Here is a 25,954-nt window from a genome sequence, read left to right as displayed (position 1 = left end):
GGCTACGGTTGCGGTGAGGCTCGAAGGATGGACACCGGGCGGTCGGCCCGGCTGCGCCACAGGATTCGGCGGCTGTGGATCTCGACGGCGAACAGCGCCCCCGCCCGGCCCTCGCCGCTTGGAAAGGACGCGACCTCGACGGCGTCGAAGAACTCGGCCACGCCGCCGACGGTGTCGGGCTGGCGCTGCACGTAGAGGGTCGAGGCCAGCTCGAGGCGGCGGTAGCTCGTCGGCGGCCTCGGCTCGCGCTCGCGCTGGCGCAGCGAGGGGTCAAAGCAAAAATTGGCGTGGACGTGGCTGGTCTTCGCGCCCACCCGGGTCAGGATGCGCTCGGCCCCGAGCTGCTCGAAGCCGAGGAAGGCCTCGCCGTCGCTGAGCATCCAGCAGCGCCCGTCGGTCAGCGCGGTGGTCTCGATGGACGCGCGCATGCTCGCCAGGTCGGGGAGGGCCAGCAGCGCGCGCAGGGCCTCGCAGCCCGGGACCGCTCCAGGCACCGGCTCGAGGGCGGGGAACAGGCGCAGGCCGACGACCACCACCCCGCTCGGGCTCAACCCGGCGACGGGCGCCTCGGGGCTCGGGCCGAACAGCCAGCCGCCTTCGCCCCCGTCGAGAGGATGAAGGCCGAGCTCGCAGCCCTCCTCGAAGGCCCACGCCCCGCCCAGGGCGGGGCCGCGGGGCCCGTTGACGTAGAGCGCGAGGCCGCCGAGGGCTTCGCTCACGCGTCGCCCGATTCTGCCGGCGCCGCCAGGGCGCCCAGCAAGGCCGCGCGCATGGGCCCGCGGATGGCCGAGGGCCGCACGTCGAGGGCCGGCGCGAACACCAGCGTGTCCGGCAGCCCCCGACCCACGCGCAGGCCAGCCTCGCGGCAGCGCTCGACCACGGCGCGCGCCCGCTCGGCGTCCCCGCCGAGGCTCAGCGTCCGGTACAGGCCCACGCCGCCCATGCGCGCCCCCTCCCCCGCGGCCGCCGCGGCCTCGACCGCGAGGTCGTCGAGGGCCACGATCGCCGGCTCGAGGTCCAGGCGATGGGCCGCGCGCAGGTGCTCGTGGGTGCGGATCATCGACAGCTCGTCGCCGTCCCAGGTCGAGATCAGGCGCAGCGGCGTGCCCACCCACCACGTCGAGTCGATGAAGATCTGCCCCAGCTGCCCGCCCGGGTACCACAGCACCACGTTGGGCGTGAAGGCCTTGGGAAGAGCGTCGAGGCCCCACGCCCCCGCCCCGCTGCGGTAGCCCCCGGTCGCCGTCTCGACCACGACGAGCGGGATGCCGTGCTTGCGGCACGCGCCCTGGAGCGCCAGCGCGGCCTCGCCCGAGAGCACCCGGCCCGAGCGCTGCCCGACGAGCTCCACGAACACGCCGATGATCGCCCCCGCGCCCAGGCGCTCGACCTGGGCCTCGAGCGCGGCGACGGTCGCCTCGACGCCGGCCGCCTCGGGGTGGGGCAGGCGCGGCCAGTCGTAGACGCCCAGACCCGCGGCGAAGCCCTCGGGGTCCGAGAGCGAGCGCGCCGCCGCCGTGTTGTGCCCGACGAAGCCGCCCTCAAAGCCCACGCACACCGTCGCCGGCTGCTCGGGGGTGTCGCGGCTCATCTTGAGGCAGCGCAGGGTCTTGTCGACGAGCTCGTCTTGCGAGGTCGTCGTGTACAGGTGCCCCGTCCCCCGCGGCAAGATCGCGCGCAGGTGCTCGAGGTAGTGGACCATGTCGAGCGTCGCCCAGTTACTCAGGTTCAGGCGCGAGGCCGTCGGCCCGACCAGCTCGCGGCTCGCCATGAACTCCGGGCGCGGCCCGAAGGGCGCCTGGATGCCCGAGGCCAGGTCGTAGACGCGGCGGTGCTTCTTGGGCGGGCACGGAGGCGCCAGCGGAATCCGGTAGTACTCCGCCTGCCCGCCGTCGTACTGCCCGTCGTAGACGGTCACCGTGTAGGCCCCCACGGAGCGGTTCAGCGCCGCCATCTCGTCCGTGGCTCCGACGCGGTTGCGGCCGGTGATGAACGCGAAGTCGTGGGCCCGCGCCCACTCGATCTGCGCGACCTTGAGGGCCCGACCCATGCCCCGCCCGCGCGCCGCCTCGGCCACGCAGATGTCCGCGGAGTAGAGCACGCGCCCGGTCCCGCGCCAGGGGTCGTCCTTGGGCCCGTCGAGGTGGCCGTAGTGCTCCAGGGAGGCCGCGAACGCGAAGCCGAGCAGCGCGTCGGTGCGCCCGTCCCGGGCGACCAGGCCCACGCCGTGGTGCGCCGTCTTGCGCAGGTAGGCCTCCGAGTCCGCCCGCGCGGGCTCGTAGGTCTGCTGCTCGAGGGCCATGATCTCGGCCCAGTCGCCCTCTCGGACCTCGCGGATGACGTGGGGCAGCCGCGGCCGACGGCGCGAGCGCTCGGTGCGGAACTCCCGAGCGCTCGGATCTTCGAGGCGGTTGAGCGCCGTGCTGACCCGGGCGAACAGGTCGTCGAGGTTGCCCTCGGTCCAGCAAGAGGCCAGGCGGAAGCGGATGGTCTTCTCGCCCGCGTGGTAGGTCATGAAGCCCCGGGCGAAGCGCTGGCCGATGAACGCGTCCCGGGCCGCGACCGAGGGCAGGTCGAAGGCGAAGGCCGTGCCCGCCACGCGCGGGTTGGACACGAGCTCCGGGTGCGTCGCCGCGAGGGTCTGGAGGCGCTCGCTGATCGGGCCCTCGAGGGCGCCCTGGTCCTCGGCGGACTCGGCCTGGATCATCGCGCGCAGGGCCGAGGCGACGTTGACCGCCGTCGGCTCCGGGTCCGGCCAGCGCGACAAGATCACGCTCAGCCCCGCCTTCTTGGCGCAGGTCAGCAGCGCGGGCGAGGTCTCCGGCGTGTCGCCCAGGCCCAGGCGCGTCCACCAAAAGAAGGTCCCGCCGGTGCCGAAGCCGGTCTGGACCTCGTCGACGATGAGCGGGATGCCGCGGGCGCGGGTCTTGTCGAGCACGCCCAGGAGGAACTCGCGGGTCAGGTGCACGTCGCCGCCCTCGGCCATCATCGGCTCGATGATCGCCGCGTAGAGCTCGTCGCCGTGCTCGTCGAGGATGCCGTCGAGGGCGTCGAGGTCCCGGGGGCAAAACACCGCCTCGAAGCCCGGCATGGTCACGCCGAGGCGCTTGGCCGGGTTGTAGGTCGCGCTCAGCGACACGAAGGTCCGGCCGTGGAAGCTCCCTTCAAAAGCCAACACCCGCGTGCGCGCCTTCCCGTCCTTGCCGGGCCCGGCCTGCATCCGCGCGATGCGAAAGGCCTTCTCGTTGGCCTCGGCCCCGCCCGCGCCGCCAAAGGCGACGTGCTCGAGGCCCTTGGGCGCCTTGGAGGTCAACAGCTCGGCGAAGGCCTCGAGGGTCGGCGAGGGCTCGACGGTCACGTCCGGGTTGGCCCACAGGCACTCGTCGAAGCGGCCCTCGTGCAAGCCCTGGAGCATGCCCGAGTGGGCGAAGCCCTCAGTCAGCGTGGCGATCTGGCTGCACGCGTCGAGCAGCACCATGGCCGGATCGTCCATGGACACCAGGTAGGGCCCCCAGCTGCGCCGCGTATCGACGACCTGCGGCTTCTTCTCCCGAGGCACGAGCTCGCCGTGGTAGAGGCGCTCGAGCAGGGCCTCGGAGCGCGGGAGCTTGCCGCCCTCGGGGATCCGCACCCGCGAGGTCTCACGACGCACGGGCGCATCGGGCGCTGGTGCCTCCTCGCGCTGGCGCCGTTCGAGGAGCGCGAGCTCGGGAGAGAAGGACGTCTTTGCGCCTGCCTTGGGCTGATCCGCGGTCACCGGCGCAGTGTAGCCACCGCCTCGCGCCGGGGGGAATGCCGCGATTGCTTCAGTCGATCTCGCGCCCCGAGACTCGACCGCAATCCCCGACAGATCGCGCCCGTCTGACGGGGGGTACGGGGTCGACCCCCCTCGACCCGCGCGCTACAGTGCCGCCATGCCGCGCCTCGACCTGCGCGCCGCGTTTTACGGCGGTCCGGGCTTCACGCTCTACCACGCGTGGGGCCCCAACTCGGCCCTGCCCCTGAGCCCCCACTTCCACGACGAGTACCTGATCTGCGCGCAGATCCGCGGCGAGGAGGAGTGCCAGGTCAGCGGCAAGACCCAGCGCTTCTCCGCTGGCGACATCGTGCTGATCAATCCGCAGCAGGTGCACACCGGCAATCAAGAGGGCAACGAGGAGCTCGAGTACCTCAGCCTCTACGTCGACCGCTCCCTCGTCGAGCGCCTCGCCCACGAAGTCGGCGCGCCGACCCGCAGCCCCGAGTTCACCGTGGTCAAGTCCGGCGACCACGGCGAGCTGCTCGCGCGGCTCATCGGCCTGCTCGAGCGCGTCCGCGAGCACGAGCGCAGCCGCCTCTACCCCCACGCCAAGGCCCCGGCCGATCCCGAGATCGAGCTGTCCCCCGCCAGCGAGCACGCGCACCCCGAGTCCACCGACGACGAGCCCGGCGAAGCGGGCGATCTGAGCGTCGAGTCCGCCCTCAGCGACGTCGTCCTCCACGCCTTTGAGGAATTTTCGAACCTGCGCCAGCCCATGCTGCGCAGCACCAACCGCGTGGGCCACCGCAAGATCGCCCGCAGCGTCGAGTACATCCGCAACCTCGAGGTCGAAGGGCCGAGCAACGTGACCCTGGACGATCTCGCGCAGGTGGCTGGGCTGAGCAAGTACCACTTCCTGCGCCAGTTCTCGCAGGTGGTCGGGATGACGCCCGGGGCGTATTTGCGGACGCTGCGGCTGTGCCACGCGGCGCGGAAGCTGCGGACGACGGACCTGCCGATCTTGGAGGTCGCGCTGAGCGTGGGGTTTGCGGATCATCCGAGCTTCTCGCGCGCGTTCGCGCGGCACATGGGGATGACGCCGAGCGAGTATCAAAAGCTCGGGCCGCTGTGATAATTTCATGGGCGGTAAGTCACTGCCCATGACCTCCTTCACTCGCTCGAGCACAATCAAAGGTAGCGTTCACTTTGGCATCGTCACGGCGAGACCAGACGAGTTTCAAGCCGTTCGCAACGCCTTCCCAGATGCACCCCAGTCTATGTGCCGTGGGGAGCGGCCAGAAGAGCCCATCTATCACATCATCGAGCACACCATCGCTGAGGGACGTCGCTATCGGATGGCCCTCATCGTGAGTGGTCAGGGCAATAGCGCAGCCAATCTCACGTCGAGATATCTGCTCGAAGACCTCTCTCCAAAGTGGCTCGTGATGGTCGGCATCGCCGCATCTGCCTGGGACTTGGTCCGTTGCGACGTCGCACTCGCAACAGAAGTCCAGGATTTTCGAATCCAGCAGATTGACCAGACGGGCATCACGAGACCGGCAACACGAAGCTATCAAGCGCGTCCCATCGTTCAAAACCTCATCAACGCATCGTACTCCTTCGCGCAAGAACTCGGCGCTCTCGCCCAGCAGGCCGCCATCGGTGCGCTAACCGGCGATAGGAGCCCAGATGACCGCGGCGTGACAATCAATCCCAACGAACTCGAGCCTAGCGTCCACGGAGTCGTCTTTGCTTCGAGCGACACCCTCGTCGACAACCGAGAACTCACGCTGCGCTGGGTTCAACACCACCGCTACATTTCGACGATCGACATGGAGTCGGCCGGAGCGGCGGAAGCGTGTCACAACAATCCAGAAGCAACACCCTTCCTCTTCGTGCGCGGGATCAGTGATCGCGTACTCGAAAAAGACGATCGGCGAGGCTTTCGAGCACCTGCGGCTGCAGCCGCTGCTGCGACTTTCCGAGGCCTTCTCGATCTCTTGAACCCATTGCACTCCGAATTACTGCCTCCGACAACAGCACAACCCAAGTCTCTCCGGTCGGGACCCGCCGTGCTACCGGCGCCTGCGCTTCCAACTGGTACAGCACTCGCAACACCACTTGCTGTGCCATCAACGACTCCACTGACGAAGCCCCCAGACTTCGACTTTGATGCCTACTACTCGTACGCAGCCGTCAAAGCACGCTGCGAGGCAGACACAGCCGGCGAGTCGTTGGGAGACCAACTCCGCCTCAAGTCCTTCGAGTGGTTGCGCCAACAGGGCTACGATCTCACCGACGAGACCCTCCGCCCGCTGGTCATCGAGAGTCGGCATGTACACGACCGAAAAGCACTACCCGGCTGGGACCTCGCGGCCTTGTTGGTGTTCGACCCGATCACGCTCGGCACCGACAAGAATACGGGCCGCCCCACCCTCGCCGTCGATATCCGAGGAGAGCAAGAGGCGATCTACGACAATCGTGGCAAGCGCTTCATGAACGACCTCTACTACGGAGGTCCCAACCCGCCCTACGAAGCCCTCGCCCGCTTCAGTAAGGACATCCACGCGCTGCAGATGCAGCCAGGCAAACGAAGGCTGCGCTGGCCCCTCCCCAAGCTCGATCTGCCGCTGCGTTGGTCTTCAGGCGGCTTCCTGCCCATCGTCTACCGTGAAGACGCTCATGGGAAGCGCCGAGCCTACTTCGCGTTGTTCTTCCGCGACATCCCCCCCGTGGGCTGGAACATCGCCAACGGCGCGTCCGAGACACCCGAAGAGCGCTTCGCTCTCCGCCTCCTCTCAGCGCGCGAAGCCGCCGAGGAGCTCGTCGTCCTGGAGCACGAGCCCGAGCGCGACGCCGATGGGCGTCTCATCGCAGGACAAGTCATCCAGACCCGGCCGCTCGCCCCCCGAGAAGACAAGCAAATCGTCCTGAAGGTCATCCAGAAGCTTACCCGGGTCCACAACGAGGAGCGCAGGCTGCTCGACGCCATCCACCTCGAACCCAACCCAGAGAACTACGTCCTCGTCGACGAGGTCCAGGGACCTGCTGACGTGAGCGTCAAACATGACGGAGACAAGGGGCAGCCAGCCGTGACGAGGCACGTCTACATCACGGTCAACCCCCTCGAGTTTGGTATCGAAGTCACCCAGGTCGGGCGCTTCCCCCTTGGCAAAGAAGAGTACCTGCTCGACGGTGAGACCTACATGAACCGCGCGCCGGAGAAACACCTCCTCGTCCGCCGTCCGGTCGCGCTCTTCGACCTCGACTGGTTCGAGCAGGCCTTGCGACAGGACGACGGGAGCTACGACTTTCCCGAACCCGACGAGGCGAAGGCCCTCGCCGAGGTCAAGCGCCACGCAGGCTGCCGACGCATGCCTGTCCCCCCGTCGGAGCACTTCGAGCTGTTCGACTACGATGTCCGTCAACGCCGGCAACTCGTCGATGCGTGGCTACGCTCGGGTAAGAGTACAGGCGATTTTAAGGTTGAGTACGACTGGCTGGAGCGCGACGGCTGGGAAGACGTGTTCAATCAAGCCCGGCGCTACGCGGATGGAGAACCCGGCTCCAGCTTCCCCGAGGAGCTCCGCTACATCTGCTCAGCAGCGTGGAAGGCGATGTGCCTGTACTTCCAGCACCGCCACATCTGAAAGACTCGCAGCGAGCCCCACGCCCCCAACTTCGCCACAAATCCCCGGCTCCGCTCGATCCATGGTACCGATCAGTGATCCCGCCCCGCGATGACCGCTGAGCCCTCTCTCGAAGTCGACCTCTCCCCTGGCGACCGCTACGGAGAGTTCGACATCCTCGAGACCCTCGGAAAGGGGGCCTTCGCGCGCGTGTTTCGGGCGCGCTCGCCCGACTACCCCGAGGAGGTCGCGCTCAAGCTCTCGCGGGCGCCGATCACCTCGGAGGCCATGGCCATCCGCGCGCTCCGGGAGATCCGCATCCTCCAGAACCTGCGCAACCCCTACGTGGTCCACATCCTCGGCAACGGGATGGGGGAGGACGAGCGCTGGTACATGGTCATGGAGCTGCTCCGGGGCTCGACGCTGCTCGACGCCCACGACTTCGATCGGCCCATGGATCCCAAGCGGGCGACCAGGCTGATCTACGAGGCCCTCGTGGGGCTCGACGAGGCCCACGAGATGGGCATCGTGCACCGCGACATCAAGCCCGAGAACATGTGGATCGGCCGGGGCGCGGGGCGCTGCAAGGTCATCGACTTTGGCCTGGCGCGGGCCTGGGACCCGGGCTCGACCATCGGCACGGACGCGACCGTGGGCCACATGCTGATCGGCACGCCCCACTACGCGCAGCCCGAGCAGGTCCACTCCGGCGAGCTGGTCCCGGCCAGCGACGTCTACAGCCTGGGCGTCGTGTTCTACGAGCTGCTGACCTCGCGCATGCCGCTGTTCGCCGACGAGCCGCTCAACCGGGTGCGCGAGCGGCTGTTCACCAAGCCGCTGGCCTGGCTCGGCGCGCACGTGAAGAAGGAGCTCGTGCCCGTCGAGCGCTATCCCGAAGGTCGGGGTCTGCCGGAGACGCTGCGAAATACGATCCACTGGATGCTGCAAAAAGATCCCGCCCAGCGACCCGCGCGGGGGCGCGTGGCGGCGGAGCAGCTCGCCTGGGTCCTGCACGCGCACTACGGGGTGCAGGTCACGGCGATGTTGCGGACCGCACGCCCCGACGGGACGAACCCGAGCCTGCTGCTCGTTCCAGGGCTCCACGAGATCGGCACCGCGGCCACCTGCGCCATCGACGTCCCCGCTGGCGGCCCGCCGCGCAGCCACGCCCGCCTGATGTGGCAGGGGCCCGGTGAAGATGCCGTGCTGAGCCCCATCGAACCCGTCGGAACCGTGTGGGTCAACGGCCACCTGCTCGAGGCGCCGGTCCGCCTGGTCCCCGGCACCTACTTCGACATCGCGGGCACCCGCATGGTCTTGGACTATCCTCCGCCGGAATGAACGGGACCCTGGCTCGTACCCAAGGGTGAGCTCGCCCGATCCACACGCGGGCCCGAAGGCGCTGGTTCGCTTCCGCACCTGGCCCAAGGATCAAACTTCCACCGTGGGCAGAGCCATCCGACCAGTCATGGTAATCCAAGCAAGCCAGCGCACACTTCATGCGCTAGACTCTCACCGTCGTGGCTGCCTTCGCGTCGACTGATCGCATCTTCGAGCCCGCCATGGAGTCAGTCTTCGGCCCAGGAGATCGCTACGACGAGTTCGTGATTCTGCGCGAGCTCGGGACCGGGAGCTTCGCCCGGGTCTACGCCGCGATGTCCCCGGACTACGAGGACCCCATCGCCCTCAAGCTCTCGCGCTCGGTCCTCGGCGACGAGGCGACGGCCCTGCGCGCGCTGCGAGAGGTCCGCATCCTCGAGACCCTGACCAACCCCCACGTGGTCCACATCCACGACCACGGCATGGGCCGCGACGACCGCTGGTACATGGTCATGGAGCTCCTGCGCGGCGCCGACATGCTCGCCGTCCACGACTTCCACGAGCCCATGGATCCGGTCCGGGCGGTGCGCTGGGCCTACGAGGCCTGCGTGGGCCTGGACGAGGGCCACCGCCTGGGCATCGTGCACCGCGACATCAAGCCCGAGAACCTGTGGATCCAGCCCTCGGACCACCTCAAGGTCATCGACTTTGGGCTGGCGCGGGGCTGGGACGCGAGCTCGACCATGGGCATCTCGGCGACCATGGGCCACATGCTCGTGGGCACGCCCCACTACTCCCAGCCCGAGCAGGTCAAGGGCACGCCGCTGACCCCGGCGAGCGACGTCTACAGCATCGGCATCGTGCTCTACGAGCTGCTCTCGGCGCGCATGCCCCTGTTCCCCAAGGAGCCGTGCAACGCGGTCCGCGAGCGCCTGCTCGACGAGCCCCTCGAGTGGCTCTCGGCCCACGTCAAAAAGCCCCTGGTGCCCCTCGACAAGTACCGGGACTGCCGCAAGCGCCTGCCCTACCGGCTGATCCAGATCGTCCACTGGATGCTGCAAAAAGATCCGGCCAAGCGGCCCCAGACCGGGGGCGCCGCGGCGCGCTCGCTGGCCTCGGTGCTGCACGGGGAGCTCGACGCCCCCGTCGCCGGCCTCGTCCAGGTCCAGGACCGCGACGGGGCGCGCAGCAGCTCGTTGATGATCCCCGGTCAGCACACCATCGGCACCCACGACCGCTGCCTGATTCAGGTCGGCAGCGACGGCAGCAACCGCGATCTCGCCAAGATCAACTGGCTCGGCTACACCCACGAGGCCATCATCGAGCCCGTCGGCGCGCCCCACCCCACGCTGCGCGTGGAGCTCAACGGCCACCCCCTCGAGGGCCCGGTGCGCCTGGTGCCGGGCACGGTGATCTCCGTCGGCAGCACGCGCATGGTGCTCGAGTATCCGCCCCGCTGAGCCCGCGGGTTTGGCCCGCTGGCGCAGCTGCGTTAGCCTGCCTGCGCCGTGGAGCTCCAGCGCCAAGACATCCTCGCGTACCTGCAGCAGGCCACCCGCCACGATCTGAGCAAGCTGGGCGACGACGCCGAGCTGTTCTCCTCGGGGCTGCTCGACTCCTACACCCTCGTCGACATGTGGACCTGGCTCGACGGGCAGGGCTTTCAGATCCAGCCCCAGGACATGACCGTCGACAACCTGGACACGGTCACGAGCATCCTGAGCCTGGTCAACTCGACCAAGAAGCGGCGTCGGCGTAGGTGAGCGCAGCTCCCAAGGGCATCGTCGTCCTCGGCAGCCCGCGCTCGGGCACGACCTTGGTCCGGCGCATCCTCGACGCCCACCCCAACATCGCCTGCCCGCCCGAGACCTACCTGTTCAGCGCGGCCGCTCGCTTTTTGCACACGGACCGCTTCGCCCTGGGCCTGGGCATCGGCGTCCTCGACGGCCTGTCCTTCGCGGGCTTTGGCGAGGACCAGACCCTCGCCCGCCTGCGCGAGATGTGCTTCGGCTTCCTCGACGACTACGCCAAGCAGGCCGGCAAGGCGCGCTGGGCCGAGAAGACGGCCTTCCACGCCTTCTACGTCCCGACCATCCAGCGCCTGTGCGAGGGCCACGTGCAGTTCATCTGCCTGCACCGCCACGGCATGGACGTCGCGCCCTCGTTCAAGGACCTGGTCGACAAGACCGGCGGCTACGTCGACGAGCTGCGCCCCTACATCCAGCGCTGCCCCGAGCCCCACGTCGCCCTGGCCCACGCCTGGGTCGACGCGGCCAACGCGATCGCGGACCTGGCCGAGGCCCTGCCCGCAGACCAGGCCATCTCCGTGCGCTACGAGGATCTGACCGACGATCCCGAGGCCGAGCTCGCCCGCCTGTTCACCTTCCTGGGCGAGGACTGGCAGCCCGAGCTCCTCGGCGAGGCCCTCGGCGACACCGGCACCCTCGGCTTTGGCGACTGGAAGACCTACAAGCGCACCGCCGTCGATCGCTCCAGCGTCGAGCGTTGGCGCGAGCTCCCGCGCCCCGTACAGGTCAAGCTCGCCGCGATCTGCAACCCCACCCTCGAGCGCCTGGGTTACGCGCCCGTGGAGCTCATGGATCGGCCCATCGACGCCGCCATGGCGCGCAAGCGCTACGAGTTTGGGCTGCGCATGCAGGTCCCCAAGAAGGGCTGAGCTCTGTTTTGACCCGCAGGCGGCCCGCGGCTTTGAGCGGCCTGTAGACCGCCGAGGGGTTTGCTGCGACGAGGTCCTCGTCGAGCATCATTGGGGAGCAGGGCGGCGAACTCGGCGTGATGGTTCCGCCGACGGAACCGTCGGTTCCCCGAACGCTCGTTATTCCTCCGCGGACGCGGGGCTAGGGTGTGGGCATGAACCTTTCGCTACGCGTTCCCCTCCCTCGCGTGACGCCACTCGCTGGCTCGCTCGTGCTCCTCGCGGGAGCCCTCGGCTGCGATCGAGAGGCCGCCAACAGCTGCGGGTCCGATGGCCAGGACCTGGCCGGACCTCCGGTCGAGCTGCCGATCCTCATTCAGCCTACCCGGCACTGTCGCGCCCCTCACGAGGACGAGCCGGCCGGGGACGGCCCGGAGGGGCAAGTGTGTACGTGGCAGGCGGTGGCAGGCGCGACCGAGCCCGGGCGCGTGTTCGCGGACTACGCTGACTGCGGCGTGGTGCGAACGCAGCGACCCTACTACCCGATGCCGTCGGCCGACGTCTATCCCCAGGGAGATCCTCGGCTCGAGGAGGTCGAGTACGCCTCGGAGCTTCAGTGGGTGCAGGCACAGATTCGAGCCACCGGCTGCGCGTGCTGCCACTCCGACGTCGCGCCGGCCGGCCCGGTTCGCTGGACCGTCGACGCGCCCGGAAACTGGATGGGGACCTTCAGCGATCGCGACGTCGCGGCCCTCGCGGGCCTCATCGATACCTCGATGTTCGGGCGATTTCCGCCCGAGGACAACAACGGCTTTCATCGCGTGGACAGCGTCCCGTCGACCGATCCCGATCGCATGCGGAGCTTCTTCGCCGACGAGCTGCACCATCGAGGGCGGCTCCCCGAAGAATTCGACGATGCTCCGCCCACCGGCGCGATCCTGCTCGAGCAGCAGGCCTACGAGGTCGAGCCCTGCGCGTGTGGTGAAGGCGTGGGGCACGATGGGACGATCGAGTGGTCAGGGGGCGAGGCTCGATACCTCTACGTGATGGAGGCGGGCGCGGCCAACCCGACGATTCCCCCCAACCTGGATCTACCCGAGGGCACGATCTGGCGCGTCGACGTGCCGCACGACGGCACCCCGCTCGAGTCTGGAGCGGTGGAGTTCGGCGTGGTCCCCGAGGGCGCGGCCCAGGACTGGCCACACGCGGGCGCGCCAGCGTCCCTCGAGCCGGGGCAAGAGTACACGCTCTACGTGACCCGCGACGTCGCGCAGCCGATCACGCGGTGCACCTTCATCGCGCAGTAGGATAGGGTCGGGGCGCGAGTCGGGGGTCGACTCTCCGACGGAGCGGAGGCTCGGATGGATGCCGACATGAAGGATCTTCAGATCTTCGTTGCCGTGGTCGAGCATGGAGGCGTCGCGGGCGCGGCGGGTGCCCTCCGCGTGGCCAAGTCCTCGGTCAGCCGAGCCATGGCCCGCCTCCAGGCCGCGCTCGACGCGGCGCTCTTCGACCGGGTAGGGCGCAACCTCGAGCTCAACGCCACCGGGCGCCGGCTCTACGCGCGCGTCGAGGCGCCGCTGGCCGCGATCGCCGAGGCGACCCGAGAGGCGACCAATCAAGACGTCCCGCGCGGCCACGTGCGGCTGTCTGCGCCCATCGGCGTGGGCTCCGAGCTCCTCCCGCGGCTCGTGGCCGCGTTCGTCAGGCGCAACCCCGAGGTCACCGTCGCCGTCAAGCTCGACTCGGATCCGGCGGCAGCGATGCGAGACGGGTTCGACATGGCGATCGTCGGGGGCCGCCTCGAGGACTCGTCCTATCGGTGTCGGCGGCTCGTGGTCTCGCCCTTCCGGGCGTACGCATCACCGTCGTACGAGGCGCGCCGCGGCCTCCCCCGCGCGCCCGAACAGCTCGAGCAGCACGAGGTCATCATCTTCGGGGGCCCCCACACCCACGCGACGTGGGAGCTCACCGGCCCCGAGGGCCCCCGCCCGGTCCGCGTCTCGGGCCGGGTGGTCGCCAACAGCCTGGCGTTCGTGCGCCAAGCCGCGACCGCGGGCCTGGGCATCGCGCTCCTGCCCGAGACTCCAGGGCGCCTCGCGGTCGACCGGGGGCTGCTCATGCCCGTCCTTCCCGAGTTCGCCCTCTATGGTGACCCGCTGAGCATCCTCTATCGGCCTGGTCCTCACCTTCCCTCCCGCGTCACCCGACTGCTCGAGTTTCTCATCGAGCAATTTCAGGGCCCCGTGACGCTGGAGCCTCACGATCTGGGCTGAGTCGTGGACGTGGGGCAGGGAGGGCGTGGCGTCGTCCACGACGGTTAAAATGGACAGAGGGTCGGCCAAACTCGTTTTGGCCGACCCGCTGAGTCGTGGACGTGGGGCAGGGAGGGCGTGGCGTCGTCCACGACGGTTAGAGTTGACGGACACCGTCCGCAGCTCCGCGAACCACGCAGACCGTCCACCGCGCCCCTCACACCAGGAACCAAGTTTCACGCGCGGTAGGCTCACGCGTGCAGCCCAGGTGGGTTGGGGGTGCCCGGGACGACAATCATGGCGCTTCGGTCTACTCTTCGATGGCATGCCCCTTTGTGCCCCAGCCGCATCGCGCGCGCCTTCGCTCCACCCCGGAGCAACCCGGCGCCACGAGGAGGCCAGGCTTTGAACGCGGCTGCGACGACGGGTAACCATCCGGTGCTGTCTCCGAGCGGAAGGCACGAGGCCATCGATCCCATCTCCAAGGACTCCGTCTCGCCCGCGGCTTCGGCCAGCGCCTCGGGCTCGCGCCTGGCCAAGGCCGCCGCGGCGCGCTCGGGCAGCTGGGACAAGACCCGCGAGCTGGCCAAGTCGTCGCGGTGGATCATCGCGCTCATCGCCATCGTCATCGTTCGCAGCGTGGCCCTGGCCTTCTTCCCGGTGCTGCTGCTGGAAGCCCCGGCCACGCTCTTGGCCTTCAGCCCTGCGGCCGCCGACCTGATCCTGGTCGCGCCCCTGGTCAACCCCGCGCTCTTCTTCAGCCTGAGCATCACCGCCGCGGTGCTGCAGTGCGCGGTGTTCTACGAGTTCGGCCGCGCCCTGGGGGACCGCGCCCTGCAGTGGCTCGAGGACCGCCGCGTCGTCCGGCCCAAGCAGACCCGGCGGATCCGCGAGTGGCTCGGCAAGGCGGCCGGGCTGGTCGTGTTCGCCGGCCCGAGCCTGGTCGTGGCCGTGCTCGCGGGCGCGTCCAACACCCGCGCCCGCGTGTTCTACCCGGCCGTCCTCGCCGGCAACATCGTGTGGACCGTCGGCTGCTACTTCTTCGGCGCGGCCCTGACCGAGCAGCTCGAGCGCCTCTACGGCTTCATCGGCGACCACGTGCTCGCGCTGAGCGTCATCGCGGCGGCTCTGTTCGCGGGCAAGATGCTGTGGAACCGCCTGCGCCCCGCCGAGGACGACGAGCTCCCCGAGCTCCCCGACCTCGAAGAAGGCTGACTCCGCCCCCTCACTCGGGCCTCACTCGGGGTGTCAGGGCCCGTCCAGCTCCGCGTTGGACGGGCGCTTCGCGAGTGGCGAAGCGACCTCTCACCACACCCCGAATCGAGGAACGACGACCATGGAGACCAAGACCAACACCAAGGCTGGCCACGGCGGCGACGTCAAGTGGGGCACCACCAAGTAGCCCCTCGTTCGCGCGCCCTTCCTCCCGAGGAAGCGGCGCGCGAGCGCTTCTGTGTCAGCGCGCTAGCTCGAGGATCGCGTCGGTGAGGCGGCCCTCGCAGGACTCGACCAGCGATGCGGCGCCCATGCGGTAGACCTGGATCATCACCGGCGAAGCGTTGACCTCGAGGATCACCGCCTCGCTCGGGTCCGGGTCGTCGTGGACCGGGTCGTCCCCGTCGGGGATGCGCAGGTCTATGCCCCAGTGGCGCATGCCCATGGCCGCGCCCACGCGCCGAGCCAGCTCGATCCACGGCTCGGGGAGCTCGCCGTAGACCGTCGCCGTGCAGCAGCGGTTGAGGTTGAGGATGGTCGCCGGGAAGGCGAGGGTCTGACCCGGCGCGGGCACGCCGTTGTCGTCGAGGCCCTGGGCGGCCAGGGTCGCCGCCCACAGCGGGTCGCCGGTGGTGCGCGCGATGAACTCGGCGTCCTTGGCCCGCGCGTCGGCCCGACCGAGGAGCTCGAGCACGGTCGAGCGGCCGTCGCCGACCAGGCGCAGCGGCCGACGCAGATAGGCCAGGAGCAGCTCGCCGTCGAGCATGTCGATGCGCAGGTCGACCCCCGGCACGGCGCGCTGGACCAGGGCCAGGTTGTCCATGGCCCAGACCGCCTCGACCGCCGCGCGCAGCTGGTCGGCGTCCTCGACCACGGTCACGGCCCGGCCCCGCGAGCCGCGGTTGGGCTTGACGACCACCGGGTAGCCCGAGACCTCGGCGAAGCGCAGCCCGGGCCCCAGGCCGCGCTGATCGGCGTAGGGATCGCCGGCCTCGCCGCCCGCCGGCCCCAGGTGCACGCCGGCCTTCAAGCAGCGCGCGCCCTCGATGGCCGGCAAGCCGGCGCTGCGCAGGATCGTCGCCGTGTGGTCCTTGTCCGAGGCCAGGCGCGCGCCGGTGGCGGTGTTGAGCGGCGACTGCGATCCAAACAGCACGATCTGTCGCTCGCCTCGACTCAAACGCCACAGCCAGTTGGTCTCCGGGTCGAGGCAGGTCGCCGTCCAGCCCCGGGCCTTCGCGGCGGCGAGGCGGAGCTCGAGGGTCGTGGGCACGGCAGGCGTCGCGGGCATCGGCCGCGAGTCTGCCCAAAATTTTCCGAGCCTGCTAAGTTGTCTCGACGATGCCGCCGACCCGCAGCCGCGCCGCCTCCCGCGAGCGCTCGCCCGCCAAGGCGGCAGCCCGCGCAGGCCGCAAGAGCGCGGGCAGCAAGGCCGAGCGCCTCCGCGAGCTCGTCGGCGACGCCCTGATCGACAACGCGTGGATGGCCCGCCTGGGGCGCATCAGCTTCCTGGGCACCCTCGACCGCCACCCCCTGAGCCGCCGGGCCTCGAACCGCCGCGAGCACTCCCTGGGCGTGGCCAAGCTCGCCCTCGACGCGGCCGCGTCCCTCGAGCTCCCCCGCGACCGGGCCAAGACCTTCGTCGCGGCCTGCCTGCTCCACGACATCGGCCACTACCCCCTCTCGCACGCGGCCGAGGCCGCGTTCGCGCGGACCCTGGGCGCGAACCACCACGAGGTCGGCCGCTGGGTCATCCTCGGCGACGGCCCCATCAGCCGCGACCGCTCGCTCCGCCCCAGCCTCGAGGTCCAGGACATCGATCCCGCCGAGGTCTGGGCGCTCATCGACCGCAGCCCGAGCCTCTCCCCTGCCCTCGCGCCCCTGGCCGAGCTGCTGCGCGCGCCCATCAACCTCGACACCCTCGAGGGCATCACGCGCACGGCCCGGGACTTTCGGGTCCGCAAGCGCAACCTGCCCGAGCGCCTGTTCACCTGGGTCGACGCGGCTGGTTCAGGGGGAGGATCGGAGCTGGGCATCCAGCGCGAGGCCCTGGCCGCCGCCGATCAATTCTGGCTGCTCAAGCACCGGGTCTACGACCGGGTCATCAACCTGCCCTCCAACATCCTCGCCGAGGCCCGGCTGTGCGAGCTGGTCGCCGCGCGCGTGGACATGGGCGTGTTCGACGAGCTCGAGCGCTTCGACGACGCGGCCCTGCGCCGGCTGCTCGGCGACGCGGACTTCGACGACGCCAGCTTGGTCGACCGCGACGACCGCGACTACGAGCTGTGGGTCAGCGAGGACTACGGGGCCGTGGTCGCCGGGGACACCCAGAGCCTCGACCGCGAGCCGCTCATGGTCCGCACGCGCAAGCGCTACTACGTCGATCGCAGCGTCGAGCCCCGCGGGGGCCAGCGCGGCCTGGGCCTGAGCCAGTGGGAGACCCGCTACCGCCACGAGAAGACCCGCGCCTGGGTGGTCTCGCGCCGCCAGGATCAGCTGCGCCTGCCCCTGCCCCAGTCCGCCTTCGAGGGCGCCCGCGCGCCGACCTCGGAGGAGCCCGAGGTCTGATGGCCGCGCCCTCGGCCCTGGCTCAGCTCCTGCCCCGCGTCGGCCTGGAGGATCCGAGCCAGGCCGCCGCGCTGCTCGAGGCCGAGCGCTACTCCCAGGCCCGCCTGCGCGAGGCTCGGGCCAGCCTCCGCGCCCTCGACCTGCGCCTCGCAAACGCGCGCGACGACCACCGCGGCTTCGCCGAGCGGGGCCTCGCCGTGTTCGCCCTCGGCTCCCTCGGCCGCCACGAGGCCTCGCCCACCTCGGACCTCGACCTGGCCGTGCTCTACGACGGCCAGGCCCTCGACCCCGCCGAGGCCCAGCGCCTGCGCGAGGCCGTCGTCGACGTCCTCAGCCCCGACTTCGACATCCTCCACAAGACCTTCGACCGCGCCGTCGACCGCCACAGCCTCGTCGCCAACATCGGCGGCCGCGAGGACAGCAACCTCAGCTTGACCTACCGCGCCCTGCTGCTGACCGAGGGCGCGTGGCTCGTGGGCGCCGGCCGGGCCACCAAGCGCGGCATCTTCCGGGCCTACGCCGACGGCCAGATCTCCCGCGGGCGCTTCCTCGCCTCCCTCGGCAACGACCTGCAGCGCTACTACCGGACGCTGTGCATGGACTACCGCCACAAGGTCGAGGTGCTCGACAAGAGCTGGGCGCTCCGCGTGCTCAAGCTCCGCCACAGCCGCAAGCTGTGGCACCTGGCCAACATCGCCCTGCAGTGCTTTTGCGTCGACGCCATCGAAGACGACGCCGCCCGCGACGTCACCCTGGCCGCGCGCATCGGCTGGCCCTCGCTGCTGCGCCTGGCCACCGCCCTCGACCACTTCGGCGCCCCCGAGCTCGCCCGCGAGCCCGTGCTGTGCATGGACCACTTCCTGGCCGCCCTCGCCGACCCGGCCGTCCGCGACGAGCTCGGCCAGCTGCCCTACGAAGCGCGCCACGACTCGGCGGTGTTCGAGGACCTCTACGCCAACGCCGATCGCCTGGACGCCGCGACGGCGGACATCGTCGAGCTCCTGCTCGCCCGCTGCCGCCGCTACATGGTCCGCTTTTGCGTGCTGTGACCCTCAAGGAATGGGCACGAAGCCCTCGCAGGCCGTCTCGACCACGGCGATCGCCTCGTCGAAGAAGGGCCCGTAGCTCGGCGCGCACACGTCCCCCAGAAAGCCGTGGGTGAACATCTCGGTGAAGGCCCGCAGCCGCGGCGCGTCCTCGGCCCCGTCGACGCCCGAGGGCTCGGGGCAGACGTTGCCCGGCTGGCCGCCGATGATGCTCAAGATCGCGGCGTTGCTCTCCATGCCCTTGGCCGCGGCCACGGCCGCGAACCAGTCGGGCGGATCCCCCGGAGAGCCCTCGAGGGTGTTGTAGAGCATGAAGTGGTCGTCCTCCTCGTCGGTGATCAGCACGACCACGAGCAAGGCATCGTTGCGCAAAAAGCCCTCGTTGCACCCGCCCGCTCCCGCGTGCGCCGAGCCCAGGGCGATCTCCAGCGACTCCATCGGGCGCTCGTCCGTGGGGCCGTCGATGCCCACCTGCGCCGCGCAGGCGAAGGTCGCCTGGAGGTCGTCGGCGTCGCTCATGTAGCGGCCGGCCGCGAAGGGTCCGCAGACCTGGCCCGAAGCGCTCGCGCCTCCGGTCTGGGTGACCAGCGCGCCCATCTGCTGGCAGCCCCCCGCGTTGTAGGCGTAGGCGTTCGTCGTCACCACCCCGACGTGGTAGCTGTCCGCGTTGGCCAGCGTGTCCTGGATGCCCGCGATGAACTCGGGGAAGCTGGCGATCAGGTTCGCCTGCTCCCCAGCCATGGAGATCGAGTCGTCGATCACGAACAGCAGGTCGACCTTGGTGCAGCCCGGCTCGTCGCCGGCCTCCATCATCCCCTCGCCCTGACCCCCCTCGGACATGTCCAGCGCCGGCCCGGCCTCGCCGGTGTCCTCGGCCTCGTCGCCCTCGCCCTCGGGGCCCTCTCCGGCCTCGTCGTCCGCACCGACGCCCGTGGAGAACACCGAGCCCGAATCATCCCCTTCGTCGGCGCACGCGACACCAAAAAGAACAACTGTCGCAATCAATGAGGCTCGCTGAAGGCTCATAACTGGCGTTATCCTACGTTGTCCCGAAGTTGCGATCCGTGCGTCACGACACGCTCAAAGCGTTCATTCCTACCGGTTTCCTCCCGAGAAATGGGCAGGCCAGCGACGCAGGCGTCAGCGCTTCAAGCTGTAGATCGGCAGCGGCCACAAGATGGGCACGCGGCTCACGTACTCGCGGTAGTCCTCGCGCTCGCCGTAGCGCTCGGACTGGGTCTGCTCGAGGCGCCAGGCCGAGTGGATCATGATGGCCTGGATCGAGACGAAGCCGAGGCCGCTGGCCAGCCAGTGCGACCAGTGCGTGTAGTAGGCCAGGCCCGTCACGAACTGGCCGACCCAAAATACGGACTCGCCGAGGTAGTTGGGGCAGCGGACAAAGCGGTACAGGCCGACGTCGCAAAAGCGCTCGGGGTTCGCGGCCTTGTAGCGGCTCTTTTGCCGGTCGGCCCAGGCCTCGAGGCCGAGCCCCGCGGCCATGACCACGACGCCCACGATGGCGCTCGCGTGGGCGGGCTGGCCGTCCGCGAGGGCGTCGAGGACCACGAGGGCCGGATAGCTCATCAGCACGTAGAGCACGGCCACGCTCAGCCAGATCGAGACCGCGACCGGGAAGGTGACGCCCTCGGTGCTGCGCTCGATCACCTCGCGCTCTTTTTGGTAGCTCGCCCGGCGCTCGCGTCGAATCAAGAACACCCCGAGGCGCAGGCCGTAGGCGACGAGCAGCGCGAGCTGGGCGAGGCCGAAGGGCTCGAGGCTCCCGCGGTGCAGCCAGGCCGCCGCGAGCGCGATCCCAGCGATCGAGAAGCCGTAGCCCGTGCCGATGAAGTGCACGACCCGGTAAAAGCCCGGCGACGCGATCACCAGGGCGCACGCGAGCGCGACGAACGAACCGGTAGGCAGAGCGTCCATGGTGCTGCCTACCAGCATGCCTCAGAGCGCGCCCCGCCGGGCCTAGGGAATGAACAGCGGCTCGACCTTCATGCCGCCCGGGTAGCCGTAGGCCGCCGGGAACTCGGACGCGTTGTTGTCGGGCCCGTTCGGGTACACGCCCTGGACGTAGCCGACCTGGATGATCCCGAAGGGGTCCTCGCTGCGGATGTCGTGGGCGCCAGCCTCGATCTGCACCGTGGCGACCTCGAAGTCACCGACGGCCTCGTAGCCGCTGACGACCGTGTCGTCGAGGAGCACGTCGGCCGAGCCGGCCTCGCGGGTGACCTGGACGTAGTCGTAGTCGTAGCCGTCGGCGGTCACGAACAGGTAGCGCGAGAGGAACTGATCCACGGGGATCATCTGGTACATGGCCGCGTCGCCGATCTCGTTGGCGAGCAGGTGGCGGGCCGTGTACTGCACGGGCATGAACGGGCCGTCGCCCTCGAGCATGAAGTTGGTCCCGTTGGGCACGCTGAACTCGACCCAGTCGCCGCGGCTGGCGAAGGTGAAGGGCGAGCCGGGCACGGGCGGATCGGCGGTCACGGTCACGTTGGCGTCGCCGGAGAACACCCGCCAGTAGTGCTCCTCGTCCCCGCGCACGGGCGAGTGGGCGGCGACGTAGCGCTCGCCCCAGTAGTCGAGGGGGATGACCTGCTCCTGGACGTGGTCGGCCGTGCCCCAGCAGGTCTGCGGGTCGCTGCCCGAGCCCATCAGGCAGTAGGGCACCTTGATGCCGACGACGCCCGCCATGATCAGCACGGGCTTGTCGGAGGTGACCACCGTGCCCGAGAGATCCTGCTCGTACTCCGGCGCGCCGAGGTTGGCCGAGGCCGCGATGCGCATGACGTCGTGGCGGTTGATGGTGTACTCGCCGGTCTCGCCGACGTTGACGAAGGGCAGCGGCAGGTTGTTGCCGGCGGTCTCGATGGTCGGCGTCCACGTGACCTTGGTCTGGTTCTCCAGGGCGATCACGTTGAAGTAGCTGGGCTCGCCGAAGGGGTCGTAGGCGAAGATCACGAAGTCCTGGCGGGCCGAGTCCTCGGGCAGCAGCAGGGAGGACTCGTTGGTCGCCGTCTCCTGGTAGGGCGAGTGCTGGTAGGCGATCACCGGCAGGTCGCTGACGAAGTGGTAGAGCCCGCCCGACTGGTACTTGGAGGTGCCCGCGCCGTTGTTCTTGTTCTCCGTCAGGTCGGCGTCGAACAAGAACACGTGGGTCTCGCCGGGGCCGATCGAGACCGGCTCCTCGCCCTGCTCTTGGTTCGAGCCGATGGGGATCAAAAAGCGCTGGACCGTGGCGGTCGCGTCCTCGCTGGGGTTGCCGATCACGACGGCGTCGGCGACCCCGTCGGCCGCCGTGTTGATCAGCATGCCCGAGGCGTAGAAGGAGCAGCCGGCCGAGCTGGGCAGCTCGTCGGTGATCTCGCACGGCCCGACGCACTTGGCCCCGGTGCAGTCCGGGTCCTCGTCGGAGCACTCCATGCAGGTCTCGTTGGCCCCGCACAGGCTGGTCTCCCACTCGAGGCCCGTGGCCGCGCAGGTCTCGAGGTTGCCGTCGCCGTCGCACTGGGTCTCGCCCGGCACGCAGATCACCTGCGGGCTGTCGTCCGTGGACTCGTCCTGGCCGACCTCGTCGTCGTTGCTGGCGTTGTCGCCGTTGCCGTCGGAGTCCTCGTCAGCGCCCGGGTCGCTGGGGCAGCCCCCGACGGTCAGGGGCAGGGCGAGGATGAAAGAAAAGGAAAGCGCGAGGGGGGTCGAACGCATGGTGATCACGGGTTCTCGACGACGAAGAAGGTGAACCAGGTCTCGAGGTGGTCCTCGTGGACGTCCCGAGCCTCGGTGTTGAACACGATCGAGCTGCCCTCGATGGCCAGCGCGTCGTAGTTGATGGTGGTCCCGAGGTTGGAGACGAGGCCGTCGCGGAAGGTGTCGATGACCTGCTGGTTGTCCTCGACGAGCTGGTCCTCCTCGGCCGCCACGGCGCCCGCTCCCTGGCCGCCGATCACCGAGACGTCGCCAGCGCTGAGCACCACGGCGCCGGTCTCCTCTTCGAGGTCGACGGCGAGGTCCATGATCGCGGTGGCGTAGCCGCAGTAGCCCTCGGCGATGCGCCAGACCCGGAACTGGGACTCGAGGATCTGTCCGTTGGGGCGCCCGGTCAGGCCGTCGAAGGTCAGGCCGTACTCGCCCTCGGGATCGGGCTCGCCCTTGTCGTCGTAGACCCGCGGGATCTCGCCCTCGGTCAGCAGGCGCTCGACCATGGACCCGAGCAGGGACACGTCGAAGTCGAGGACCATGGAGATGCCCATGGGCATCTCGCCGGTGATCTCGAGGCCGCCGCCCTGGGGCAGGGGCAGGTTGCTCTGCATCGCCAGGACCATGGTGTCGTCCTCGGGGAACACGAACAGCTTGCGCGCCAGGAGCTTGATGTCGCCGTTGCCGAGCTCCCAGGAGTCGAGCTGGAGCAGCTCGGTCTCGCCGTACTCCTCTTGGATCTTCTCCTCCATGAACAGGGCCAGGGCGCCGACGAGGGCCTCGTGGTCCTCGGTCTTGAGCCCGAAGGCGTCGAGCCACAGGTCCTGCACGCGCAGGCGCGTGTAGTCGGCGACGAGCTTGGTCGAGCTCTCGCCGTTCTCTTGCAGCTCGATGGGGATGCGGAACTTGACCCTGCCGATGCCCGCGCCCTCGGGCTGGTCGTCCACGCCGATGAGCACGGTGTTGAAGTCGAAGGAGTACTGCACGCAGGTCGGGCAGCCCTCAAGGGACTCGAGCTCGATGACCGGGTCGGTCGTCGCCTCGAACTGCAAGGTGCCCGGGCCCGAGAACCACACGAAGGGCAGCTCACCGGTGAACGGGACGTCCGAGCCGACCACGCCCTCGAGCAAGGTGTTGAGCCCCTCCTCGGAGAACTTGATGGCCACGGGGTAGGGGTCGCCCTTGGGCACGGACGCGAGCAGCTGCCCCTCCCGGGCCGCCGCCGCCTCGAAGTTCTTGGACTGCTCGTCGCAGTCGAAGTAGAGGTCCTCCCCCCGGCAGCCGCCCACGAGGGCCGCCGCTGCGAGTCCGAGGCTGGAGCCGAGCGTCGCGGCGCGAGCGAGTCGTCCTCGCCCGCGCGCTGCTGTTGCCCCATCGAAGCCAAGCCAGTGCGCCATGCAGTCATTTTGCGCGGCGACCCAGGCGAGCACAAGGATTCACCTCCCGCGCGGGGCTCCCTCGGCGCCTGCGCTCCAGGTTCACGCCAGGTGATCGACCTTCGCAGGGACCGGCGGACGGATCTGAACGCGTGGCGAGGCCCACACTGCGACATGAATGTCAGACCTCGTGGACCAAAGTCCCGCGCAGCCGCCCATTCCTTCCGCAGGCCCACGAAATGCTGATACGGTCGCCGGGTGGACACCGCGCCGAAATTCCTGGGTCGCACCGCGCTGGCGCTGAGCCTCGGTCTCAGCCTCGGTCTGGGCCTGTCCGGTTGCATCTTCGACTCCGACGAGCTCGCCGGGGCCGAGGGCGAGACCGAGACCACGGGCGGCGACACCATGGCGATGTACAGCGACGAGACCGACGACGGCGGCGACGACAACTGGACCGCCGAGGAGACCGGACCCGCGGAGACCACCTGCCGCGACGCGATCGAGTGCCTGATCACCTGCCAGAGCCTCGCCATCGTCGACCCCGATCCGGAGCCCGACCTGTCCTGCTTCCTTCAGTGCGACATGGGCCTGACCGTCGAGGAGGCCTACAAGCTGATCAAGCTGGCCGAGTGCATCGGCAACGTCTGCTCCGAGAACGGCTCGTGCGGGCCGGAGTCCTCGGACACCGACTGCCTCACCTGCATCGCCGCCATGGCCAACGATCCCCAGCCCCCCGGATGCCTCGAAGAGGCCGCAGCCTGCCAGTGAAGCCCCGCTCGTTCGCCCCCCACCTCCCCGACTCCGAGCGCCCTCCGATGATCCCCTCTCCCGCGCGTCCGCTCGCCCTCTCCCTCCTCGTCCCCGCCGGGCTGGTCTGCTCGGCCCTCGCCCCGGCCCTCGCCCTCGCTGGCGAACCCGCGCCCGCTGGCGACCCCGCAGCCGAACCAGCGCCCGCCCCTGCCCCCGCCGAGGACGCGAGCGCGGGCGGCTCAGCCGAGCTGTCCCTCGACGGCGGCCGCGGTGACGCCAAGGCCAGCGCCACCAAGACCAACGCCGCGCTCGAGTCCACGGACAAAAAGCGCCTCGACGTGCCCTGGCTAGAGCGCTGGGCGCCCGAGCGCAACATGGCCGAGATCGGGGTCTACGGCGGGCTGTTCTTCCCCTCCGACGACCACGACTTCTACCACCCGGACACGGCCCCCCAAAAGCCGCTGTGGCAGCTCAACGGCGCCGTGGGCCTGCGCGCGTCCTTCCAGCCCCTGACCTTCCTGGGCGTCGAGGCCGAGGGCGGCGTGCTGCCCTCGAAGATCCGCAGCAGCACCAACGACACCGTGATCCTGTGGAAGGTCCGGGGCCACCTCATCGCCCAGCTGCCCTACTGGTCCGTGAGCCCCTTCGTGCTCATCGGCGGCGGGGCCATGGGCGTCAACTCGCCCAACATCCTGCTCGGCGACGACATCGACCCGGCCATGCACTGGGGCGGCGGCCTCAAGGTCTACGTCAACCGCTGGATCGCCCTGCGCGTCGAGGGCCGGCACATCCTCTCGGCCAAGTCCGCCAACCAGCGCGACTTCACCAGCCACGCCGAGCTGCTCGCCGGCCTGTCCTTCACCCTCGGCCGGCAAAAGCCCAAGCCGATCGTCCCCGAGGATCCCGACCGCGACAAGGACGGGTTCGAGAACGCCGTCGACAGCTGCCCGGACACGCCCGGGGTCAGCCCCGACGGCTGCCCGCCCCGGGACACCGACGAGGACGGCTGGATCGACACCGAGGACGAGTGCCCCTACGAGGCCGGGGTCGAGCCCGACGGCTGCCCGATCCGCGACACCGACGGCGACGGCATCCTCGACGACACCGACGCGTGCATCGACGAGCCCGAGAAGGTCAACGGCTACAAGGACGAGGACGGCTGCCCGGACGAGGTCCCCATCGCCGTGCGCGAGTTCACCGGCGTCATCGAGGGCATCGAGTTCGAGTACAACTCGGCGACGATCCGCGAGGGCAAGTCCAAGGAGGTCCTCGACGCCGCGATCAAGGTGCTCGAGGAGTACCCGGAGATCCGCATCAAGGTCGTCGGCCACACCGACAACCAGGGCACGCCGGAGTACAACAAGAAGCTGTCCACGGATCGCGCCGACGCCGTGAAGCAGTACCTCGCCGAGGGCGGCATCGCCGAAGATCGCATCGAGACCTTCGGCGCGGGCCAGAGCGATCCGCTCACGACCAACGAGACCGAGGAAGGTCGCGCGAAGAACCGGCGCACCGAGTTCGAGATCATCAAGAAGGCGAAGCCCGAGCGGGCCAAGCCCACGACCGAAGGGGAGTGAAGTCGCCACCAGGCGGGGGACTCTTCGCTGGACTTTTACCCAGCGCCTCCCCTCCCCGCCCCCTGCGACCTGGCGCCAAGGCTCCCAGCGTCGCTCAGTCCTTGGGTCACCAGGGCGCAGC

20 protein-coding genes are annotated in these 25,954 nt (G+C 69.7%); 13 read left to right on the top strand and 7 right to left on the bottom strand.

Annotated elements, in window-relative coordinates; all coding sequences use genetic code 11:
• Positions 1 to 2 precede the first annotated feature (2 nt).
• Together PPSIR1_RS00530 and PPSIR1_RS00525 are read right to left on the bottom strand one after the other, a co-directional pair.
• Positions 3 to 719: a hypothetical protein gene (locus tag PPSIR1_RS00530; RefSeq protein ID WP_006968999.1), complete on the bottom strand. Its 717-nt coding sequence runs from the start codon at positions 717 to 719 to the stop codon at positions 3 to 5.
• Complete coding sequence (locus tag PPSIR1_RS00525; protein ID WP_006968998.1) at positions 716 to 3,757, bottom strand: aminotransferase class III-fold pyridoxal phosphate-dependent enzyme; 3,042 nt, start codon at positions 3,755 to 3,757, stop codon at positions 716 to 718. Before PPSIR1_RS00525 ends, PPSIR1_RS00530 begins: the two co-directional genes overlap by 4 nt.
• Positions 3,758 to 3,914: 157 nt before the next feature.
• On the opposite strand from PPSIR1_RS00525, the gene PPSIR1_RS00520 reads away from it, so the two are divergent.
• The 9 genes from PPSIR1_RS00520 to PPSIR1_RS00480 all read left to right on the top strand — a co-directional run bounded on the left by PPSIR1_RS00520 (position 3,915) and on the right by PPSIR1_RS00480 (position 14,814).
• On the top strand, positions 3,915 to 4,871 hold the full coding sequence (locus tag PPSIR1_RS00520) for an AraC family transcriptional regulator (protein WP_006968997.1): 957 nt from the start codon (positions 3,915 to 3,917) through the stop codon (positions 4,869 to 4,871).
• Positions 4,872 to 4,899: 28 nt separating this feature from the next.
• The gene (locus PPSIR1_RS45435) at positions 4,900 to 7,389 is read left to right on the top strand and encodes a 5'-methylthioadenosine/S-adenosylhomocysteine nucleosidase family protein (RefSeq protein ID WP_157595066.1); all 2,490 of its coding nucleotides are present in this window, start codon (positions 4,900 to 4,902) and stop codon (positions 7,387 to 7,389) included.
• 90 nt (positions 7,390 to 7,479) lie between these two features.
• Positions 7,480 to 8,709, top strand: coding sequence for an FHA domain-containing serine/threonine-protein kinase (locus PPSIR1_RS00510; protein WP_006968994.1), 1,230 nt, complete (start codon positions 7,480 to 7,482; stop codon positions 8,707 to 8,709).
• 179 nt (positions 8,710 to 8,888) lie between these two features.
• Positions 8,889 to 10,148, top strand: coding sequence for an FHA domain-containing serine/threonine-protein kinase (locus tag PPSIR1_RS00505; protein ID WP_006968993.1), 1,260 nt, complete (start codon positions 8,889 to 8,891; stop codon positions 10,146 to 10,148).
• 48 nt (positions 10,149 to 10,196) lie between these two features.
• A complete protein-coding gene (locus PPSIR1_RS00500) occupies positions 10,197 to 10,451 on the top strand; it encodes a hypothetical protein (RefSeq protein ID WP_006968992.1) in 255 nt (84 codons plus the stop codon).
• Positions 10,448 to 11,365, top strand: coding sequence for a sulfotransferase family protein (locus PPSIR1_RS00495; protein WP_006968991.1), 918 nt, complete (start codon positions 10,448 to 10,450; stop codon positions 11,363 to 11,365). Before PPSIR1_RS00500 ends, PPSIR1_RS00495 begins: the two co-directional genes overlap by 4 nt.
• Before the next feature lie 227 nt (positions 11,366 to 11,592).
• A complete protein-coding gene (locus PPSIR1_RS00490) occupies positions 11,593 to 12,651 on the top strand; it encodes a hypothetical protein (RefSeq protein WP_157595065.1) in 1,059 nt (352 codons plus the stop codon).
• A 54-nt stretch (positions 12,652 to 12,705) separates the two neighbouring features.
• Positions 12,706 to 13,620, top strand: a complete 915-nt coding sequence (locus tag PPSIR1_RS00485) for a LysR family transcriptional regulator (RefSeq protein WP_006968989.1) — start codon at positions 12,706 to 12,708, stop codon at positions 13,618 to 13,620.
• Between the two features lie 384 nt (positions 13,621 to 14,004).
• A complete protein-coding gene (locus tag PPSIR1_RS00480; RefSeq protein ID WP_157595064.1) occupies positions 14,005 to 14,814 on the top strand; it encodes a DedA family protein in 810 nt (269 codons plus the stop codon).
• A gap of 241 nt (positions 14,815 to 15,055) precedes the next feature.
• On the opposite strand, the gene PPSIR1_RS00475 is transcribed toward PPSIR1_RS00480, so the two are convergent.
• Positions 15,056 to 16,102 carry a cyanophycin synthetase gene (locus tag PPSIR1_RS00475; RefSeq protein WP_006968986.1) on the bottom strand — a complete coding sequence of 349 codons (1,047 nt, stop codon included), beginning with the start codon at positions 16,100 to 16,102 and terminating at the stop codon, positions 15,056 to 15,058.
• Positions 16,103 to 16,152: 50 nt separating this feature from the next.
• On the opposite strand from PPSIR1_RS00475, the gene PPSIR1_RS00470 reads away from it, so the two are divergent.
• Both PPSIR1_RS00470 and PPSIR1_RS00465 read left to right on the top strand, forming a co-directional pair.
• Complete coding sequence (locus PPSIR1_RS00470) at positions 16,153 to 17,379, top strand: HD domain-containing protein (RefSeq protein ID WP_006968985.1); 1,227 nt, start codon at positions 16,153 to 16,155, stop codon at positions 17,377 to 17,379.
• Positions 17,379 to 18,428 carry a DUF294 nucleotidyltransferase-like domain-containing protein gene (locus PPSIR1_RS00465; protein WP_006968984.1) on the top strand — a complete coding sequence of 350 codons (1,050 nt, stop codon included), beginning with the start codon at positions 17,379 to 17,381 and terminating at the stop codon, positions 18,426 to 18,428. Before PPSIR1_RS00470 ends, PPSIR1_RS00465 begins: the two co-directional genes overlap by 1 nt.
• 3 nt (positions 18,429 to 18,431) lie before the next feature.
• Here PPSIR1_RS00465 and PPSIR1_RS00460 read toward each other — a convergent pair whose 3' ends face one another.
• From PPSIR1_RS00460 to PPSIR1_RS00445, 4 genes are all read right to left on the bottom strand, one after another.
• On the bottom strand, positions 18,432 to 19,367 hold the full coding sequence (locus tag PPSIR1_RS00460; RefSeq protein ID WP_006968983.1) for a hypothetical protein: 936 nt from the start codon (positions 19,365 to 19,367) through the stop codon (positions 18,432 to 18,434).
• 198 nt (positions 19,368 to 19,565) lie between these two features.
• Positions 19,566 to 20,357, bottom strand: coding sequence for a DUF1295 domain-containing protein (locus tag PPSIR1_RS00455; protein ID WP_157595063.1), 792 nt, complete (start codon positions 20,355 to 20,357; stop codon positions 19,566 to 19,568).
• Positions 20,358 to 20,399: 42 nt separating this feature from the next.
• The gene (locus PPSIR1_RS00450; RefSeq protein ID WP_157595062.1) at positions 20,400 to 22,139 is read right to left on the bottom strand and encodes an IgGFc-binding protein; all 1,740 of its coding nucleotides are present in this window, start codon (positions 22,137 to 22,139) and stop codon (positions 20,400 to 20,402) included.
• A gap of 5 nt (positions 22,140 to 22,144) precedes the next feature.
• The gene (locus PPSIR1_RS00445) at positions 22,145 to 23,419 is read right to left on the bottom strand and encodes a hypothetical protein (RefSeq protein ID WP_006968980.1); all 1,275 of its coding nucleotides are present in this window, start codon (positions 23,417 to 23,419) and stop codon (positions 22,145 to 22,147) included.
• Positions 23,420 to 23,764: 345 nt separating this feature from the next.
• On the opposite strand from PPSIR1_RS00445, the gene PPSIR1_RS00440 reads away from it, so the two are divergent.
• Together PPSIR1_RS00440 and PPSIR1_RS41455 are read left to right on the top strand one after the other, a co-directional pair.
• Positions 23,765 to 24,274: a hypothetical protein gene (locus tag PPSIR1_RS00440; RefSeq protein WP_006968979.1), complete on the top strand. Its 510-nt coding sequence runs from the start codon at positions 23,765 to 23,767 to the stop codon at positions 24,272 to 24,274.
• 47 nt (positions 24,275 to 24,321) lie between these two features.
• Positions 24,322 to 25,833, top strand: coding sequence for an OmpA family protein (locus PPSIR1_RS41455; protein WP_157595061.1), 1,512 nt, complete (start codon positions 24,322 to 24,324; stop codon positions 25,831 to 25,833).
• Positions 25,834 to 25,954: the final 121 nt, after the last annotated feature.

The organism is Plesiocystis pacifica SIR-1 (genome assembly GCF_000170895.1).
Taxonomy (GTDB): Bacteria; Myxococcota_A; Polyangia; order Nannocystales; family Nannocystaceae; genus Plesiocystis; species Plesiocystis pacifica.
The sequence above is the reverse complement of the archived record's forward strand: the minus strand, read 5'-3'. Positions and strand labels throughout refer to the sequence as shown.